General features: G+C 61.8%; 13 protein-coding genes. 3 read left to right on the plus strand and 10 right to left on the minus strand.

Features of this window, described 5'->3' with window-relative positions; genetic code table 11:
• Nucleotides 1-32: 32 nt before the first annotated feature.
• The 6 genes from BM267_RS07565 to BM267_RS07590 form a co-directional block, all read right to left on the minus strand.
• The gene (locus tag BM267_RS07565; RefSeq protein ID WP_074779002.1) at nt 33-560 is read right to left on the minus strand and encodes a DUF3299 domain-containing protein; all 528 of its coding nucleotides are present in this window, start codon (nt 558-560) and stop codon (nt 33-35) included.
• Between the two features lie 26 nt (nt 561-586).
• Nucleotides 587-1,666 (minus strand): 5-(carboxyamino)imidazole ribonucleotide synthase, encoded by a 1,080-nt coding sequence (locus BM267_RS07570; RefSeq protein ID WP_036991644.1) that lies wholly within the window; start codon nt 1,664-1,666, stop codon nt 587-589.
• A 10-nt stretch (nt 1,667-1,676) separates the two neighbouring features.
• Nucleotides 1,677-2,168, minus strand: coding sequence for a 5-(carboxyamino)imidazole ribonucleotide mutase (purE, locus tag BM267_RS07575; protein ID WP_036991646.1), 492 nt, complete (start codon nt 2,166-2,168; stop codon nt 1,677-1,679).
• Nucleotides 2,169-2,290: 122 nt separating this feature from the next.
• Nucleotides 2,291-2,917 (minus strand): carbonic anhydrase, encoded by a 627-nt coding sequence (locus tag BM267_RS07580; RefSeq protein ID WP_407920272.1) that lies wholly within the window; start codon nt 2,915-2,917, stop codon nt 2,291-2,293.
• 121 nt (nt 2,918-3,038) lie between these two features.
• On the minus strand, nt 3,039-4,850 hold the full coding sequence (gene oadA / locus BM267_RS07585; protein WP_074779000.1) for a sodium-extruding oxaloacetate decarboxylase subunit alpha: 1,812 nt from the start codon (nt 4,848-4,850) through the stop codon (nt 3,039-3,041).
• A gap of 45 nt (nt 4,851-4,895) precedes the next feature.
• Nucleotides 4,896-6,311 (minus strand): acetyl-CoA carboxylase biotin carboxylase subunit, encoded by a 1,416-nt coding sequence (locus tag BM267_RS07590; protein WP_074778998.1) that lies wholly within the window; start codon nt 6,309-6,311, stop codon nt 4,896-4,898.
• Between the two features lie 137 nt (nt 6,312-6,448).
• Between BM267_RS07590 and BM267_RS07595 the strand changes: the two genes are divergently transcribed.
• The 3 genes from BM267_RS07595 (at nt 6,449) to BM267_RS07605 (ending at nt 10,053) form a co-directional block, all read left to right on the plus strand.
• Nucleotides 6,449-7,381 (plus strand): LysR family transcriptional regulator, encoded by a 933-nt coding sequence (locus BM267_RS07595; protein ID WP_074778996.1) that lies wholly within the window; start codon nt 6,449-6,451, stop codon nt 7,379-7,381.
• Nucleotides 7,382-7,549: 168 nt separating this feature from the next.
• Nucleotides 7,550-8,908 carry a GntP family permease gene (locus BM267_RS07600; protein ID WP_036991653.1) on the plus strand — a complete coding sequence of 453 codons (1,359 nt, stop codon included), beginning with the start codon at nt 7,550-7,552 and terminating at the stop codon, nt 8,906-8,908.
• Nucleotides 8,908-10,053, plus strand: a complete 1,146-nt coding sequence (locus BM267_RS07605) for a glycerate kinase (RefSeq protein WP_074778994.1) — start codon at nt 8,908-8,910, stop codon at nt 10,051-10,053. Before BM267_RS07600 ends, BM267_RS07605 begins: the two co-directional genes overlap by 1 nt.
• 35 nt (nt 10,054-10,088) lie before the next feature.
• Here the strand turns inward: BM267_RS07605 and BM267_RS07610 are convergent, their stop codons facing one another.
• From BM267_RS07610 to BM267_RS07625, 4 genes are all read right to left on the minus strand, one after another.
• Nucleotides 10,089-11,369: a TRAP transporter large permease gene (locus BM267_RS07610; RefSeq protein WP_074778992.1), complete on the minus strand. Its 1,281-nt coding sequence runs from the start codon at nt 11,367-11,369 to the stop codon at nt 10,089-10,091.
• Nucleotides 11,366-12,007, minus strand: a complete 642-nt coding sequence (locus tag BM267_RS07615; protein ID WP_074778990.1) for a TRAP transporter small permease — start codon at nt 12,005-12,007, stop codon at nt 11,366-11,368. Before BM267_RS07615 ends, BM267_RS07610 begins: the two co-directional genes overlap by 4 nt.
• A gap of 98 nt (nt 12,008-12,105) precedes the next feature.
• On the minus strand, nt 12,106-13,098 hold the full coding sequence (gene dctP, locus BM267_RS07620; RefSeq protein ID WP_074778988.1) for a C4-dicarboxylate TRAP substrate-binding protein DctP: 993 nt from the start codon (nt 13,096-13,098) through the stop codon (nt 12,106-12,108).
• A gap of 254 nt (nt 13,099-13,352) precedes the next feature.
• Nucleotides 13,353-14,747, minus strand: coding sequence for a sigma-54-dependent transcriptional regulator (locus BM267_RS07625; protein ID WP_074778986.1), 1,395 nt, complete (start codon nt 14,745-14,747; stop codon nt 13,353-13,355).
• Between the last annotated feature and the right edge of the window lie 2 nt (nt 14,748-14,749).

Below are 14,749 nucleotides of genomic sequence, written 5' to 3' on the forward strand. Positions count from 1 at the left end.
TCACCCGTGTGGGCGATAGCGCAAAGCCAGGGTTATCCGCCGGGGTAACTGACTACCTTGTCGGCGCGCATCCGGTAACTGGCATCGGCTAATTCATTGCTGGTCTGGGCTACCTGCAGAGTGCCGGTGAGCAACAGCGGCTGGTAGATATCCTGGATGGCGAGACCGCTTGGGTACTCGACCAGGATGATCTGGTTCGGCGGCGGTGGCGGGACGTGAATGCAGGCGCCGGGATAGGGCACCAGGAAGAAGCTGATGTAGCGGCCCTGCTCATCGGTTTCCAGCGGGACCGGGTAGCCGCCCAGCTCGATATGCTGACCGTCCATTTCCCCGACTACACGGGTGGAATACATCACTTCGGGCAGGTTGCGATCGGATGAGCGCAGACTGTTGGAGAAATCGCCGGGAGCCTCGGTGCCCCAATCATGGCTGATCTCGGGCATGTCGAGCATGGCCTGATAATCTTCCTCGGGCAGCAGGTCCAGCCAGTCCACGGTGCGTGGAGCAGCCATTGCCAGAATGGGGAAAAGCAACGCCAAGGTGATTAACAGATGCCGCATGAGGACCTCCCGATAACAGGCCCGGATCAATCGATCAGGGCCTGGACCTCGGCGATACGTGACTGCAACACGGCAGCATCGGTGCAGCGCAGGGTGGCATGACCGACCTTGCGTCCGGGCTTGAACTCTTTGCCATAGTGATGCAGGTGGCAGTCGGGAATGGCGGTGACCTTGGCCACTGCCGGTACCTCGCCGATGAAGTTGAGCATGGCGCTTTCACCCACCTTGGCGGTGGAACCCAACGGCAGGCCGGCAATGGCCCGCAGATGGTTCTCGAACTGACTACATTCGGCCCCTTCGATAGTCCAGTGACCGGAGTTATGCACCCGCGGGGCGATCTCGTTGGCCTTCAGGCCACCATCCACCTCGAAGAACTCGAAGGCCAGCACGCCGACGTAATTCAGCTTGTCCAGCACGCGCCCGGCGTAGTTCTCCGCCTGGGCCTGCAAGGGGTGCTCGGTGCTGGCCACCGACAGTCGCAGAATGCCTTGCTCGTGGGTGTTGTGCACCAGCGGGTAGCAGCGGGTATCGCCATCGCGGCTGCGCACGGCGACCAGCGAGACTTCACCGGTAAAAGGCACGAAGCCTTCCAGAATGCAGGGCACGCTGCCCAGTTCGGCGAAGGCGTCGATGACATCTTCCGGTTGGCGCAACAGTTTCTGACCCTTGCCGTCATACCCCAGAGTGCGGGTCTTCAGCACGGCGGGCAGGCCGATATTCTGCACAGCATTATTCAGATCAGCCTGGCACTGGATATCCGCAAACTCGGGCGTGGGGATGCCCAGTTCCCGGAACATGGACTTCTCGAACCAGCGATCGCGGGCGATGCGCAGCGACTCTGCATTGGGGAATACCGGCACATGTTGCTCGAGAAAGGCCACGGTTTCCGCCGGCACGCTCTCGAATTCGAAGGTCACCACGTCGGCATCTTCGGCCAACTGGCGCAGTTGCTCGCGATCGTCATAGGCTGCGCAGAGATGCTCGCCCAGGGCGGCGGCGCAGGCGTCCGATGCCGGGTCGAGAAAGGCGAACTGCTGACCCAGTGGCGTACCCGCCAGAGCCAGCATGCGTCCGAGTTGACCACCACCGATGATGCCGATTTTCATGATTGCTTCCTCAAACCTGACGTGGGTCCGGATTATCCAGCACGGTATCGGTCTGCCGGCTACGGAAATCCTGCAAGGCCTGATGATATTGCGGATGGCGGCCACCCAGAATACTTGCTGACAGCAGCGCTGCGTTGACCGCCCCGGCCTTGCCGATGGCCAAAGTAGCTACGGGCACGCCAGCTGGCATCTGCACGATCGATAGCAGCGAGTCGACGCCCGATAGCATTGACGACTGCACCGGCACGCCGAGTACCGGCAGGTGAGTCTTGGCCGCACACATGCCAGGCAGGTGCGCAGCGCCACCCGCGCCAGCGATAATCACCTCGATGCCGCGCCCGGCGGCCTGTTCGGCATAGTCGAACAGCAGATCGGGGGTGCGGTGCGCAGATACCACCTTCACTTCGTAGGGGATACCCAGCTGCTCCAGCATGTCTGCCGTGTGGCTCATGGTAGACCAGTCGGACTTGGAGCCCATGATCACGCCAACCAGTGCGGTCATTGTCGTGCCTCTTGATGACGAAAAACAAAGCCACGCATAGGCGTGGCTCGAAAAGAATACAGGCCAGGTGGCCATGATCCGCGATTATAACCCAAAGCGGGCGACGGACCAGCCGACGTTCGTCAGTAACGCGGGCGTGGTGTCGCCATCGGCAGCGGACCATCACCGATCCGGCGGAACTCGCCTTTTTCGGTATCGTAGGCGCGGATCTGGCTGGTTTCGATATCGTACACCCAACCGTGGATGAACAGATCGCCGCGGGCCAGGCGTGAAGCGACCGAAGGATGGGTGGCCAGGTGACCGAGTTGGGCAACCACGTTTTCCTCGGTGAGGATGCCGAGGGTAGTGTGATCGGCGCAGCCACAGTTTTCCTGGACCACGATCTTGGCCACTTCCGAATGTTGCAGCCAGGCTTTTACCGTGGGCATGCCTTTCAGCTGGGAGGGCTCCAGCACGGCTTTCATGGCACCGCAATCGGAGTGACCGCAGATGATGATGTGCTTGACGCCGAGGGCGACCACGGCATATTCGATGGCGGTGGAAACGCCACCCATCATCTGACCGTAGGGGGGGACGACGTTGCCGACGTTACGGGTGACGAACAGATCACCGGGCGAACTCTGGGTGATCAGTTCGGGCACCACGCGCGAATCGGCGCAGGTGATGAACATCGCCTTGGGCGTCTGCTCAAAAGCGAGTTTTCTGAACAGCTCTTCCTGCTGGGGGTACACCTCTTCATGGAAGTGCATGTAGCCGTCAATGATCTGTTGCAGGGCATTGTCATCATCAGCATTTTTCAGTTTTTTGTAGGGCATGGCTTACGCTCGCTGGTTCGGTATGAGCGGGGAGCCTGCCGGCCCCCCGCTATGCTCAGGCCTCGATCTCGATCAATATCTCACCTGGGTTGACGCGATCACCCTTGGCTACATGCACGGCCTTGACGGTGCCGTCGATTGCCGCCTGGATCTCGCTTTCCATCTTCATCGCTTCGCTGATCAGCACCGCCTGGCCGGCCTTGACCTTGTCGCCTTCGGCCACCAGCACATCGACGATATTGCCAGGCATGCTGGTGGTGACATGGCCCGGTTTGGTGGCGTGTTGACGGGCTTTGCCGCCAGCGCCGCCGACGAATTGATTGAGTTCTTCGAGGACAACTTCTTCAGGCATGCCATCCACGCTCAGGTAGAAATGGCGAGTGCCGTCCCCTTTGACGCCCACACCGGTGATATCGATACGGTAACTTTCACCGTGCACGTCAATCATGAACTCGGTCGCCACGCCTTCGGCGGCAAGCGGTTTGTTGTCACCATCCGGAATCGGCAGCAGCACTTCCGGTTCCAGGGTGCCGGCGGCGCGTTCTTCAAGGAACTTGCGCCCAATATCGGGGAACATGGCGAAGGTCAGCACGTCTTCTTCGCTTTTCGCCAGGCTGCCGATTTCATTGCGCAGGCGATCCATTTCCGGCTTCAGCAGATCCGCCGGGCGCACGTCGATCACGCTCTCGTCACCGATGGCTCGCACCTGCACATCCGGGTTGATGGTGCCGGGCGCCTGACCGTAGCGACCCTGCAGGTACAGTTTCACCTCATTGGTAATGGTCTTGTAGCGCTCGCCGGCCAGCACGTTGAATACCGCCTGAGTGCCCACGATCTGCGACGTCGGTGTCACCAGTGGTGGGTAACCGAGGTCGGCGCGCACCCGCGGGATTTCATCGAATACGTCCTGAATACGATTCAGCGCGCCCTGTTCCTTCAATTGGTTGGCCAGGTTGGACATCATGCCGCCCGGTACCTGGTTGATCTGCACCCGGGTATCCACACCGGTGAAGGGGCTTTCGAACTGGTGGTATTTCTTGCGTACTTCCATGAAGTACATGCTGATTTCCTGAATCAGCTCCAGATCCAGGCCGGTGTCATAGGGTGTGCCCTTGAGCGCCGCGACCATGGATTCGGTACCTGGATGGCTGGTACCCCAGGCCATGGAGCCGATGGCGGTATCGATATTGTCCGCACCGCACTCGATGGCCTTGAGCTGACACATGGCAGCCAGGCCGGCGGTGTCATGGGAATGAATGAACACCGGCAGGCTGGTAGCCGCTTTTAGCGCTTCGACCAGTTCGCCAGTGGCGAACGGGGTCAGCAGACCGGCCATGTCTTTCACCGCCAGGGAGTCAACACCCATGGCTTCCAGGGTCTTGGCCTGCTCGACGAACAGCTCAACCGTATGCACCGGGCTGGTGGTATAGCAGATGGTGCCCTGGGCATGCTTGCCCGCGGCCTTGACGGCGGAGATGGCGGTACGCAGGTTACGCACATCGTTCATCGCATCGAAGATGCGGAACACATCGATGCCATTGACCGCGGCCTTGGCGACGAAGGCGCGGACCACGTCATCGCTGTAGTGGCGGTAGCCGAGCAGGTTCTGACCGCGCAGCAGCATCTGCAAACGGGTATTGGGCAGCGCGGTGCGCAGCTGGCGCAGGCGTTCCCAAGGGTCTTCCTTGAGGAAGCGCACACAGGCGTCGAAGGTGGCGCCGCCCCAGACTTCCAGCGACCAGTAGCCTACCTGGTCCAGTTTCGGACAGATCGGCAGCATATCTTCGGTGCGCATGCGCGTGGCCAGCAGCGACTGGTGGGCATCGCGCAGAATGGTATCGGTAACGTTGATGCGTTTCTTGCTCATGGTGCATTCCTCATCGGCGGCAAGCGTCTGGCTTGCGGCACAAAATCAAAGTCCGGCGTAAGCGGCGATGGCGCCGGCGATGGCCAGGGCCAGGGCTTCGGGTTTGTTCTTGGTCGAGTAGTTGGTCAGCTCCGGATGGGTGTCGACAAAGCTGGTATTGAAGACGCCGCTGCGGAAATCCGGATTCTTGAGGATCTGTTGATAATACAGCTCGGTGGTCTTGACCCCATGCAGGTGCATGTCATCCAGTGCCCGGTAACCCCGATCCATGGCGTCTTCCCAGTTATTCGCCCAGACGATCAGCTTCAGGCACATCGAATCGTAGTAGGGCGGAATGGTGTAACCGGTGTAGATCGCCGTATCCACCCGTACACCCGGGCCACCCGGTGCGTAATAGCGGGTGATCTTGCCGAAGGAGGGAAGAAAGTCGTTCTTCGGGTCCTCGGCGTTGATACGAAACTGGATGGCGTAGCCGCGGTGCTCGATATCTTCCTGCTTGACTGACAGGGGCAGGCCGGAGGCGATGCGGATCTGCTCGCGGACGATGTCGATCCCGGTGATCTGCTCGGTGATGGTGTGTTCCACCTGCACCCGAGTGTTCATCTCCATGAAATAGACTTCATTGTCCGCCAGCAGAAATTCCACGGTACCGGCGTTCTCGTAACCCACTGCCTGGGCCGCACGCACTGCCAGGTCACCGATATAGGCGCGCTGCTCGGGCGTCAGCTGCGGGCTGGGGGCGATCTCGATCAGCTTCTGGTTGCGGCGCTGGATCGAGCAGTCACGTTCGTACAAGTGCACGGTGTTGCCGAAGCTGTCAGCCAGCACCTGGGCTTCGATGTGCTTGGGATTGACGATGCATTTTTCCAGAAACACATCGGCGCTGCCGAAAGCCTTGGTCGCTTCGGATATCACCCGCGGCCAGGCCTGCTCCAGCTCTTCCTTGCTGTTGCAACGGCGGATGCCACGCCCGCCGCCACCCGAAGTGGCCTTGAGCATCACCGGATAGCCGACCCGGTCCGCCTCGCTCAGCGCTTCCTGCAAATCCTTCAGGTTGCCCTCGGTGCCCGGGGTTACCGGCACTCCAGCGGCAATCATGCTGCGCCGCGCTTCGGTCTTGTCACCCATGCGGGCGATCACCTCGGCCGAGGGACCGATAAATTTGATCCCCCGTTCGCTGCAAATGCGCGCCAGTTCGGCATTTTCCGACAGGAAGCCGTAGCCGGGGTGCAGTGCATCGCAGCCGGTCTCGACCGCCAGGTTGACCAGTTGCCGGGCGTTCAGGTAGCCGGCCAGGGGGTCGCTGCCGACGTTATAGGACTCATCGGCGCGTTTGACATGCAGCGCATAGCGGTCCGCATCCGAATGGATGGCCACCGAGCGAATGCCCATTTCCGCGCAGGCGCGGACGATGCGGACAGCAATCTCGCCACGGTTGGCAATCAGGATTTTCTTGATCACATCCCTTTCCTCTGTTGGGTGATCGGGGGTGAACTCAACATACAACCGCAGCATGAATGATTAAAAATGAGTATTTGTTGGATTACTTATAAGTAATTACTAATATATTGCCTATCCAACATCAGCGGAGAGGTTCGATGCGCAAAGAATTGCACCGGATAACACTGCGCCAGCTCCAGGTATTCCGCAGTCTGTGTGCCACCTTGTCCTATAGCCGAACGGCCGAGGAGATGGCGCTGACCCAGCCGGCGGTGAGTCTGCAGATGCGCCAGCTGGAAGAGCTGGTCGGGCAGCCGCTGTTCGAATACGTGGGCCGCAAGCTCTATCTGACCGACGCCGCCACCATCCTGCTGGCCGCCAGCGGCGATATCTTCAATCGGCTGGAAATCCTCGACATGCAGCTGTCCGCACTGCAGGGCACCCTGCATGGCGAGTTGCGGCTGGCGGTGGCGAGCAGCATCCAGTATCTGACCCCGCACCTGCTGGCGGCCTTCCGCCAGCGTCACCCGGAGGTGAGCTTCCGGCTGGAAGTCAGCACCCGTGCGGAGGTGATTCGCCGTTTGCGTGACAACCTCGATGATGTGGTGCTGGTGGGGATGGTACCGGCGGATCGGGCGCTGGATTTCTTCCCGTTCCTGAACAACCCGGTGATCGCCGTGGCGGCGCCGGATCATCCGCTGGCCGCGCGGCAGCAGCTTGGCCTGGCCGAGCTGGAGTCGCAGATGGTACTGGTGCGCGAAATCGGCTCGGGGGTCCGCAAGGCCTGCGACGAGTTTTTCCAGCAGAAACGGGTGCATCTGCAGCGGGTAATGCAGATGGGCTCGGGGGAAACGGTGGTGCAATCGGCGATCGCCGGGCTGGGTATCGGCTTGGTCTCGGCGCATAGCGCCGCACCCTGGTTGCGTAATGGCCAATTGGCGCGCCTGGATTTCACCGACCTGCCACTGTTTCGCAGCTGGTGTGCAGTGCATGCCCGGGGTAAGCGCCTGAGCCCGGTGGCTGAAGCCTTCCTGGCCTTCTTGCGGGAGGAACGGGCCTTGATCAAACAGCTGGCGGAGCCCTTTAGCTGATCGACCAGCGGTGAAAGCCGAAGGCTGACAGTATCGAGGCGGCATGCTTGAATGATTCAAAGCCTGTCCAGTAGCGGCTAAATGTCCAATAATGGCGCGCCTTGGCTGGGGAGTTGTTAATTCCGCCGAGGCACTGCCACTTCAAACACATAGATAGGAAACACGATAATGGGTCTGGTCCTGATTCTGATCGCACTGATTGTCTTTATCGTCCTGGCGACAACGCGATTCAAACTGCATCCCTTCCTGGCCCTGCTCGGAGCCGCGCTGTTGGCCGGCTTCGCCTACCAATTGCCGGTCCTGGAGATCGCCGGGCACATCACCCGCGGCTTCGGCGGCATACTCGGTTACATCGGTATCGTCATCGTGTTCGGCACCATCATCGGGGTGATCCTCGAGCGCAGCGGCGCCGCCATCACCATGGCGGAAACGGTGATTCGCTTGCTTGGAGAGCGTTTCCCGACGCTAACGGTATCGATCATCGGTTATCTGGTATCGATTCCCGTATTCTGTGACTCTGGCTACGTTATTCTCAACTCGTTGAAAAATGCCCTGGCCGCGCGGATGAAGGTATCGGTAGTGGCGATGAGTGTGGCCCTGGCCACCGGCCTGTACGCGACCCATACCTTCGTACCGCCCACCCCCGGCCCGATTGCTGCAGCCGGTAACCTGGGTCTGGAGTCCAATCTCGGGCTGGTGATCCTGGTCGGTCTGGTGGTGGCGTTCATCACTGCCATGGCCGGTATGCTGTGGGCCAATCGCTTTATCGGCAAGGACATCGAACTGGAAGACGATGGCGCGCCGATCATGGACAGCAACGATTACCAGGCGATGCGCGACAGCTACGGTGAACTGCCGAGCCCGGTAAAGGCCTTTGCTCCCATCTTCGTGCCGATTGTCCTGATCTGTCTGGGCACGGTGGTCAATCTGCCGGCACGCCCGGTGGGCGAAGGTGCACTGTATACGCTGGGTACCTTCCTCGGTCAGCCGATCTTCGCGCTGGCGATTGGCCTGGCGTTGGCCTGTACCCTGCTCAAGTCGGATAACAAGCGTCAGGAGCTGCATGACCGTGTTACCGAAGGGTTGGTGGCTGCGGCCCCGATCCTGCTGATCACTGGTGCCGGTGGCGCCTTCGGTACCATGCTCAGCGCCACGCCGCTGGGGGATTATCTGGGCCAGACCCTGTCGACCTTGGGCATCGGCCTGTTCATGCCGTTCCTGGTAGCCGCTGGTCTCAAGACCGCGCAGGGTTCCAGTACCGTTTCCCTGGTCACCACCTCGGCCTTGGTTGCGCCGCTGCTCGGTCAGCTGGGGCTGGACAGCGAGATGGGTCGGGTACTGACGGTCATGGCGATCGGTGCCGGTGCGATGACCGTTTCCCACGCCAATGACAGCTTCTTCTGGGTGGTTACTCAGTTCAGTCGCATGAAGGTAGCGACCGCTTACCAGGCGCAAACCATGGCCACGCTGGTCCAGGGTATTGTCGGCATCATTACCGTGTGGCTGTTCAGCCTGGTGCTGCTGTGATGAAGCTGGTAATCGCTCCCGACTCGTTCAAGGAAAGCCTCAGCGCCGAGGATGTGGCCAGCGCCATTGCCCGGGGCTGGCAGACAGTCTACCCCGACGCGGATATCCGCCTGTGTCCCATGGCCGATGGCGGCGAAGGCACGGTGGATGCGGTATTGGCTGCCAGCGGGGGCGAGCGGCGCGAGCTGACTGTGCGCGGCCCGCTCGGCCAGCCGGTGCAGGCCCACTGGGGCTGGCTGGAAGATGGTCAGGCGGTGATCGAAATGGCGGCCGCCAGTGGCCTGCACTGGGTCGAACCGGCCCAGCGTGATGCCCGTATCACCACCAGCTACGGCACCGGTGAATTGATATTGGCGGCGCTGGATGCCGGTGCCCGGCGCATCATTCTGGGTATCGGCGGCAGCGCCACCAATGACGGCGGTGCCGGGGTCCTGCAGGCGTTGGGAGTACGGTTGCTGGATGCCGCTGGCGAGCCACTGGCACCAGGCGGCGCGGCGCTGATCGACCTGCAGCGCATCGAGCTGGATGGCCTGGATCCGCGTCTGGCGGCTGTCGAAGTACTGGTGGCCGCGGATGTGGATAACCCGCTGTGCGGCCCGCGCGGCGCTTCCCATGTATTCGGTCCGCAGAAGGGCGCCAATCCCGCGCAAGTGGAGCAACTGGACCGGGCGCTGGAGCATTATGCCGATGTCATGGCCGCTGCCCTGGGCGAGGATGTGCGCAACGTGCCGGGTGTTGGTGCGGCCGGCGGTCTGGGTTTTGCCGCCTGTGCGGTACTGGGTGCCGGCTTCCGGCCAGGCATTGAGCTGGTGGCGGAATTGTCGGGGCTGGCCGCGGCCATGCAGGGTGCTGATCTGGCCATTACCGGCGAAGGTCGGCTGGACGGCCAGAGTCTGCACGGCAAGACCCCAGTGGGTGTAGCGCGCGTTGCCCAGGCCGCCGGGGTACCGGTAATCGCGCTGGCCGGTAGCCTTGGTGAGGGTTATCAGCGGCTGTACGAAGCGGGCATCGATGCCGCCTTCAGCCTCACACCGGGTCCGATCAGCCTGGAGCAGGCCTGCCGCGATGCGGCGGCGGAACTGTCCGCACGGGCGACCGATCTGGCGCGCTTCTGGCAGTTGGCAGATAAAAAAGCCCGGCGCTGAGGCCGGGCAAGTGCTTGACGCAGAGCGTACCTGTCCTACATGCCCAACCATTCGGGCAGTGCCAGGGATATGAATGGCACGTAGGTAACCAATATCAGGAACACCAGCATCATCAGCAGCCACGGCGACACCGCCCTGATGGTGCGGGTCAGCGGCATGCCGGTAACCGCCGAGGTGACGAACAGGTTAAGCCCGGTCGGTGGCGTGATCAGGCCGATCTCCATGTTCACCACCATGATGATGCCTAGGTGGATCGGGTCGATGCCCAACTGTGTGGCGATCGGGAACAGGATCGGCGCCAGGATCAGGATGATCGCCGACGGTTCCATAAAGGTCCCCGCGACCAGCAGTACGATATTGACCACGATGAGGAACTCGATGGGGCTGAAGCCCTGTGCCACCACCCACGCGGTGATCGACTGCGGGATCTGCTCGGTGGTCAGTACGTGGGCGAAGAGCATGGCATTGGCGATGATGAACATCAGCACCACACTGAGCTTGGCGGCTTCGATCACCGTCCCGGGACACTGGCGGAAAGTCATGTCGCGATGGATAAAGATCGCCACGAAGGCTGCATAGATCGCTGCGACTGCGGCGGCCTCGGTGGGTGTGAACATGCCCGAGTAGATGCCCCCGAGGATGATCACGATCAACAGCAGGCCCCAGATGGCGCGACGGCCGGTGCGCAGCACTTCCTGGAAGGAGGCGCGCGGAAGCGCCGGCATGTCCTTGATGTGGGCAAGAATGTAGATGGCTGCCATCAGGAACAGGCCGAGTAGCAGGCCTGGCACCACACCGGCCATGAACAACTTGCCGACCGAGGTCTCGGTAGCAGTGGCATACACCACCATGACGATGGATGGCGGGATCAGGATGCCCAGGGTACCGGCGTTACAGACGATACCGGCGGCGAAGTCCTGCTTGTAGCCGGAGCGCACCATACCGGCGATGACGATGGAGCCCACGGCGGCCACGGTGGCCGGCGAGGAACCACTCAATGCGGCGAACAACATGCACGCCAGAATCGCGGCAATGGCCAGGCCGCCCTTGATGTGGCCGACACAGGCATTGGCAAAGTCGATCAGGCGATGGGCCACGCCGCCAGTGGTCATGAAGGCGCCCGCCAGGAGGAAGAACGGAATCGCCATCAGGGTGTAGTGTTCGCTGCTTTCGAACAGCTTGATGGCCAGCGAGCGCACCGAGTCGTTGCTGAACATCAGAATGGTCATGGCCCCGGACAGACCGAGGGAGATCGCCACCGGGATACCGATGAACATCAGCGCGAACAGGGCAAGGAACAGGAAGGCAATGGTCATTGTTTAGCCTCCTCGGCCGTGTTTGCTGTGGCGAGTTTCAGGGCATCCTCGGCTTCGCCGTGGCCGCCCAGGCCCAATTGCTGGTTGCGCAGGATGCGCACGAACACCTGAAGGAAGCGCAGGAACATGAGGCTGAAGCCGATGGGGACGATCATCACGATATGCCACTGCATGATGCCGAAGCGATCGAGGTCTTCGGCTCCGATGCCGGCGCGCAGCAGCGCGGCGACCCATTCCTCACTGGAGTAGGCCATCAACGCGCAATAGGCGAGACAGATGCCGACGGCAAGCAGGGCGACGCCCTTCTGCGCCCGCAGGCTGAAATTGCGTACCAGCAGATCGACACCGATGTGGGCGCCGATACGCACGCCCCAGGCCAGGCCGACGAAGATCAGCCAGCCGAACATGGCTTTGGACAGGGCGATGCTCCAGGTCATTTCCTGGGCCAGGAAGAGGATGCTATCGCCGATCGAGAACAATGCATCCTCGGCAAGGGGAATCGTATCGGCGAGTGAATAGAACACCGAATAGAGGTTGTTGAGTACCACGTAGAGGAAGGTGACCAGCGTCATTCCCGATAACAGGATGAACACCAGGGCCTCCTCCAAATGGTTCCAGGCACGAGCGACAGGGTTCATGCAGGGTCTCCGTCAGGGGAACGGTCAATGGGAGAGTGAGTAAGCCCCGGGTGGGGCTGCGGCGCTGCGTGCAGTGACGCAGCGCCGCCCGACCGGCTTCAGTCGGCCTGGTTGGACCGTCCAGCGGCCTGGATCAGCTCGGCGCCGATCTCGTCTTCGAACTTCTCCCACACCGGGCGCATGGCGTCGCGCCATTGTTCACGTTGCTCGGGGGTCAGGTTGATGATCTCGGTGGTGCCGGCATCGAGAATGCGCTGCTTGTCACGCTGGTTCAGCTCCTCGGCCTGTTTGTTCACCGCCACTGTGACTTCGGCGAGGATCGCGGTCAGTTCATTGCGGATATCTTCAGGCAGACCATCCCAGAACTTGGTGTTGGTAATCACCATGTAGTCCAGCACGCCGTGGTTGGACTCGGTGATGTATTCCTGCACTTCGTGCATCTTCTGGCTGTAGATGTTCGAGTAGGGGTTCTCGGCACCGTTGACCACACCGGTCTGCAGGCCCTGGTAGACCTCGGCGAAGCTCATCTTGCGCGGTGCGGCGCGCAACGCCTTGAACTGCTCGTCGAGCACGGCGGAAGCCTGCACGCGGAACTTCAGGCCACGGGCATCCTTGGGCTCATGCAGCGCCTTGTTGGCAGACAGCTGCTTCATGCCGTTGTGCCAGTAGCCGAGGCCGGTAATGCCCTTGTCCGCCATGGAGGTCAGCAGTGCCAGGCCTTCCGGGCTTTGCTGGAAGCGGTCGACGGCCTCGATGTCATCGAACAGGAACGGCAGGTCGAAGATCTGGATCTGCTTGGTGTAGTGCTCGAACTTGGCCAGCGACGGGGCGATGATGTGCACGTCGCCGAGCAGCAGCGCTTCCATTTCCTTGCCATCACCGAACAGCGAGGAGTTCGGGTAGACCTGAACGGTCACCTGACCGGGCAGGCGCTCTTCGACCAGCTTCTTGAACAGCAGTGCGCCTTGGCCTTTGGGGGTGTGCTCGGCAACCACGTGGGAGAACTTGATGGCGATCGGATCGGCCTGGACCAGGCCAGCCAGACTCAGCGTCAGGGCGCAAGCCAGCGCCTTGGCAGTCAGTTTGAACATGTGAGTGCTTCCTCTTGTTTTTAGTTTTACTGGTCAGGCGCCGTAGCACCGAACCGTTGAGGGCGAACGAGGTTGGTTCAGGCGCCCTGTCAAAGCTAAGAGCAAGGGCCATGCCAGTCTGCTATCAGTGGTGTGGGAAAGCTTGGTAGAAGGCCGCCAGACCAGATGGCATCAGGCCTGGCGTGTTGCGAGGAGGTTGCTTGGGGCGGTACCGGAGGCTGTGGAGCCCGAGCTGTTTGGCGGAAACCCGCCGGTCAGTCGAGGTCTTCTGGCGAGCTTCCGCCAACCGGTGTGAAGCTCAGTCCGTGCTTGCGCAGTTTGTCGTGCAGTGTTTTGCGCGGGATGCCGAGGGCCTCGGCGAGGCTGCGCAGGGAATTGTGTGGATGATCCAGTTCGGCGGCGATCAGGGCGCGCTCGAAGGCCTCGACCTGGACGCCCAGGTTGCCACTCAGTGCGGCGCTGTCGGTCAGGCCCTCCTGACCCGGTTCCAGTTCAAGGTCCAGGCCCAGGGCGAAGCGTTCAGCGGCGTTCTGCAGCTCGCGCACGTTGCCCGGCCAGGCATGACGTAGCAGCATGGCGCGCTGGCCGGCCGGTAACTCGCGGGTGGGCAGGCCATGGCGGCTGCTGGCGCCCATGGCGAAATGCTGGAACAGCAGCAACGGATCTTCGCCGCGCTCGCGCAGCGGTGGAATACGCAGGGGGGCGACATTCAGCCGGTAATACAGGTCGGCTCGGAAGCGGCCCTGGTCGGCGGCCTGGCGCAAGTCTTCCTTGGTGGCGGCAATCACGCGGATATCCAGCGCAATCGACTGGTTGCCGCCCAGGCGCTCGACCACCCGTTCCTGCAACAGGCGCAGCAGCTTGACCTGCACCTCCAGGCTCATGCTCTCGATCTCATCGAGAAACAGGGTGCCGCCGTTGGCGAATTCGAACTTGCCGATACGGCGCCTCGAAGCGCCGGTAAAAGCCCCCGGCTCGTGACCGAACAGCTCGCTTTCCACCACCGACTCGGCCAGGGCGCCGGCATTGATGGCGACAAAGGGACCGTTACGGCGGCTGGACAGGTCATGCAGGGCGCGGGCGACCACTTCCTTGCCGGTGCCAGTCTCGCCGAGGATCAGCACATCGCTGTTGATGCCGGCGAGGGCACCTATCTGTTCATGCAGGCGGCGCATGGCCGGTGACTGGCCGATCAGCCGGCCAGCCAGTTCCTGGCGGTCAGCCAGCGCCAGGCGCAGGCTGCGGTTGTCCAGCACCAGTTGGCGCACAGCCAGGGCACGGCGCACGCTGTCGAGCAGGGTGTCGTTGGCGAAGGGCTTTTCCAGAAAGTCGTAGGCACCGGCGCGCATGGCCTGGACCGCCAGGGGGACGTCGCCGTGGCCGGTGATCAGCAGCACTGGCAGTTCGGCGTCCTGCTCATGCAGCTGTTGCAGCAATTGCAGGCCGTCGAGGCCGGGCATGCGGATATCGCTGACCAGCACACCCGGCCAGTCATGCGGAATACGCGTAGCCAGGCCATTGGCGTCGCCAAGGCTGAGGACCTTGAGCCCGGCCAGGTCGAGGGTCTGGCTGAGCGCCTGGCGCAGATGGGCGTCATCGTCGATCAGCACCACCTGGATATGGTTACCGATACTGTTATCGCTGGTCATGA

This window comes from Halopseudomonas bauzanensis, assembly GCF_900114735.1.
GTDB classification, from domain to species: domain Bacteria; phylum Pseudomonadota; class Gammaproteobacteria; order Pseudomonadales; family Pseudomonadaceae; genus Halopseudomonas; species Halopseudomonas bauzanensis.

Coding starts and splice junctions, on each gene's coding strand:
- BM267_RS07565 (WP_074779002.1), bottom strand. CDS start 560: ATGCGGCATCTGTTAATCACCTTGGCGTTGCTTTTCCCCATTCTGGCA.
- BM267_RS07570 (WP_036991644.1), bottom strand. CDS start 1,666: ATGAAAATCGGCATCATCGGTGGTGGTCAACTCGGACGCATGCTGGCT.
- purE (WP_036991646.1), bottom strand. CDS start 2,168: ATGACCGCACTGGTTGGCGTGATCATGGGCTCCAAGTCCGACTGGTCT.
- BM267_RS07580 (WP_407920272.1), bottom strand. CDS start 2,917: ATGCACTTCCATGAAGAGGTGTACCCCCAGCAGGAAGAGCTGTTCAGA.
- oadA (WP_074779000.1), bottom strand. CDS start 4,850: ATGAGCAAGAAACGCATCAACGTTACCGATACCATTCTGCGCGATGCC.
- BM267_RS07595 (WP_074778996.1), top strand. CDS start 6,449: ATGCGCAAAGAATTGCACCGGATAACACTGCGCCAGCTCCAGGTATTC.
- BM267_RS07600 (WP_036991653.1), top strand. CDS start 7,550: ATGGGTCTGGTCCTGATTCTGATCGCACTGATTGTCTTTATCGTCCTG.
- BM267_RS07605 (WP_074778994.1), top strand. CDS start 8,908: ATGAAGCTGGTAATCGCTCCCGACTCGTTCAAGGAAAGCCTCAGCGCC.
- BM267_RS07610 (WP_074778992.1), bottom strand. CDS start 11,369: ATGACCATTGCCTTCCTGTTCCTTGCCCTGTTCGCGCTGATGTTCATC.
- BM267_RS07615 (WP_074778990.1), bottom strand. CDS start 12,007: ATGAACCCTGTCGCTCGTGCCTGGAACCATTTGGAGGAGGCCCTGGTG.
- dctP (WP_074778988.1), bottom strand. CDS start 13,098: ATGTTCAAACTGACTGCCAAGGCGCTGGCTTGCGCCCTGACGCTGAGT.
- BM267_RS07625 (WP_074778986.1), bottom strand. CDS start 14,747: ATGACCAGCGATAACAGTATCGGTAACCATATCCAGGTGGTGCTGATC.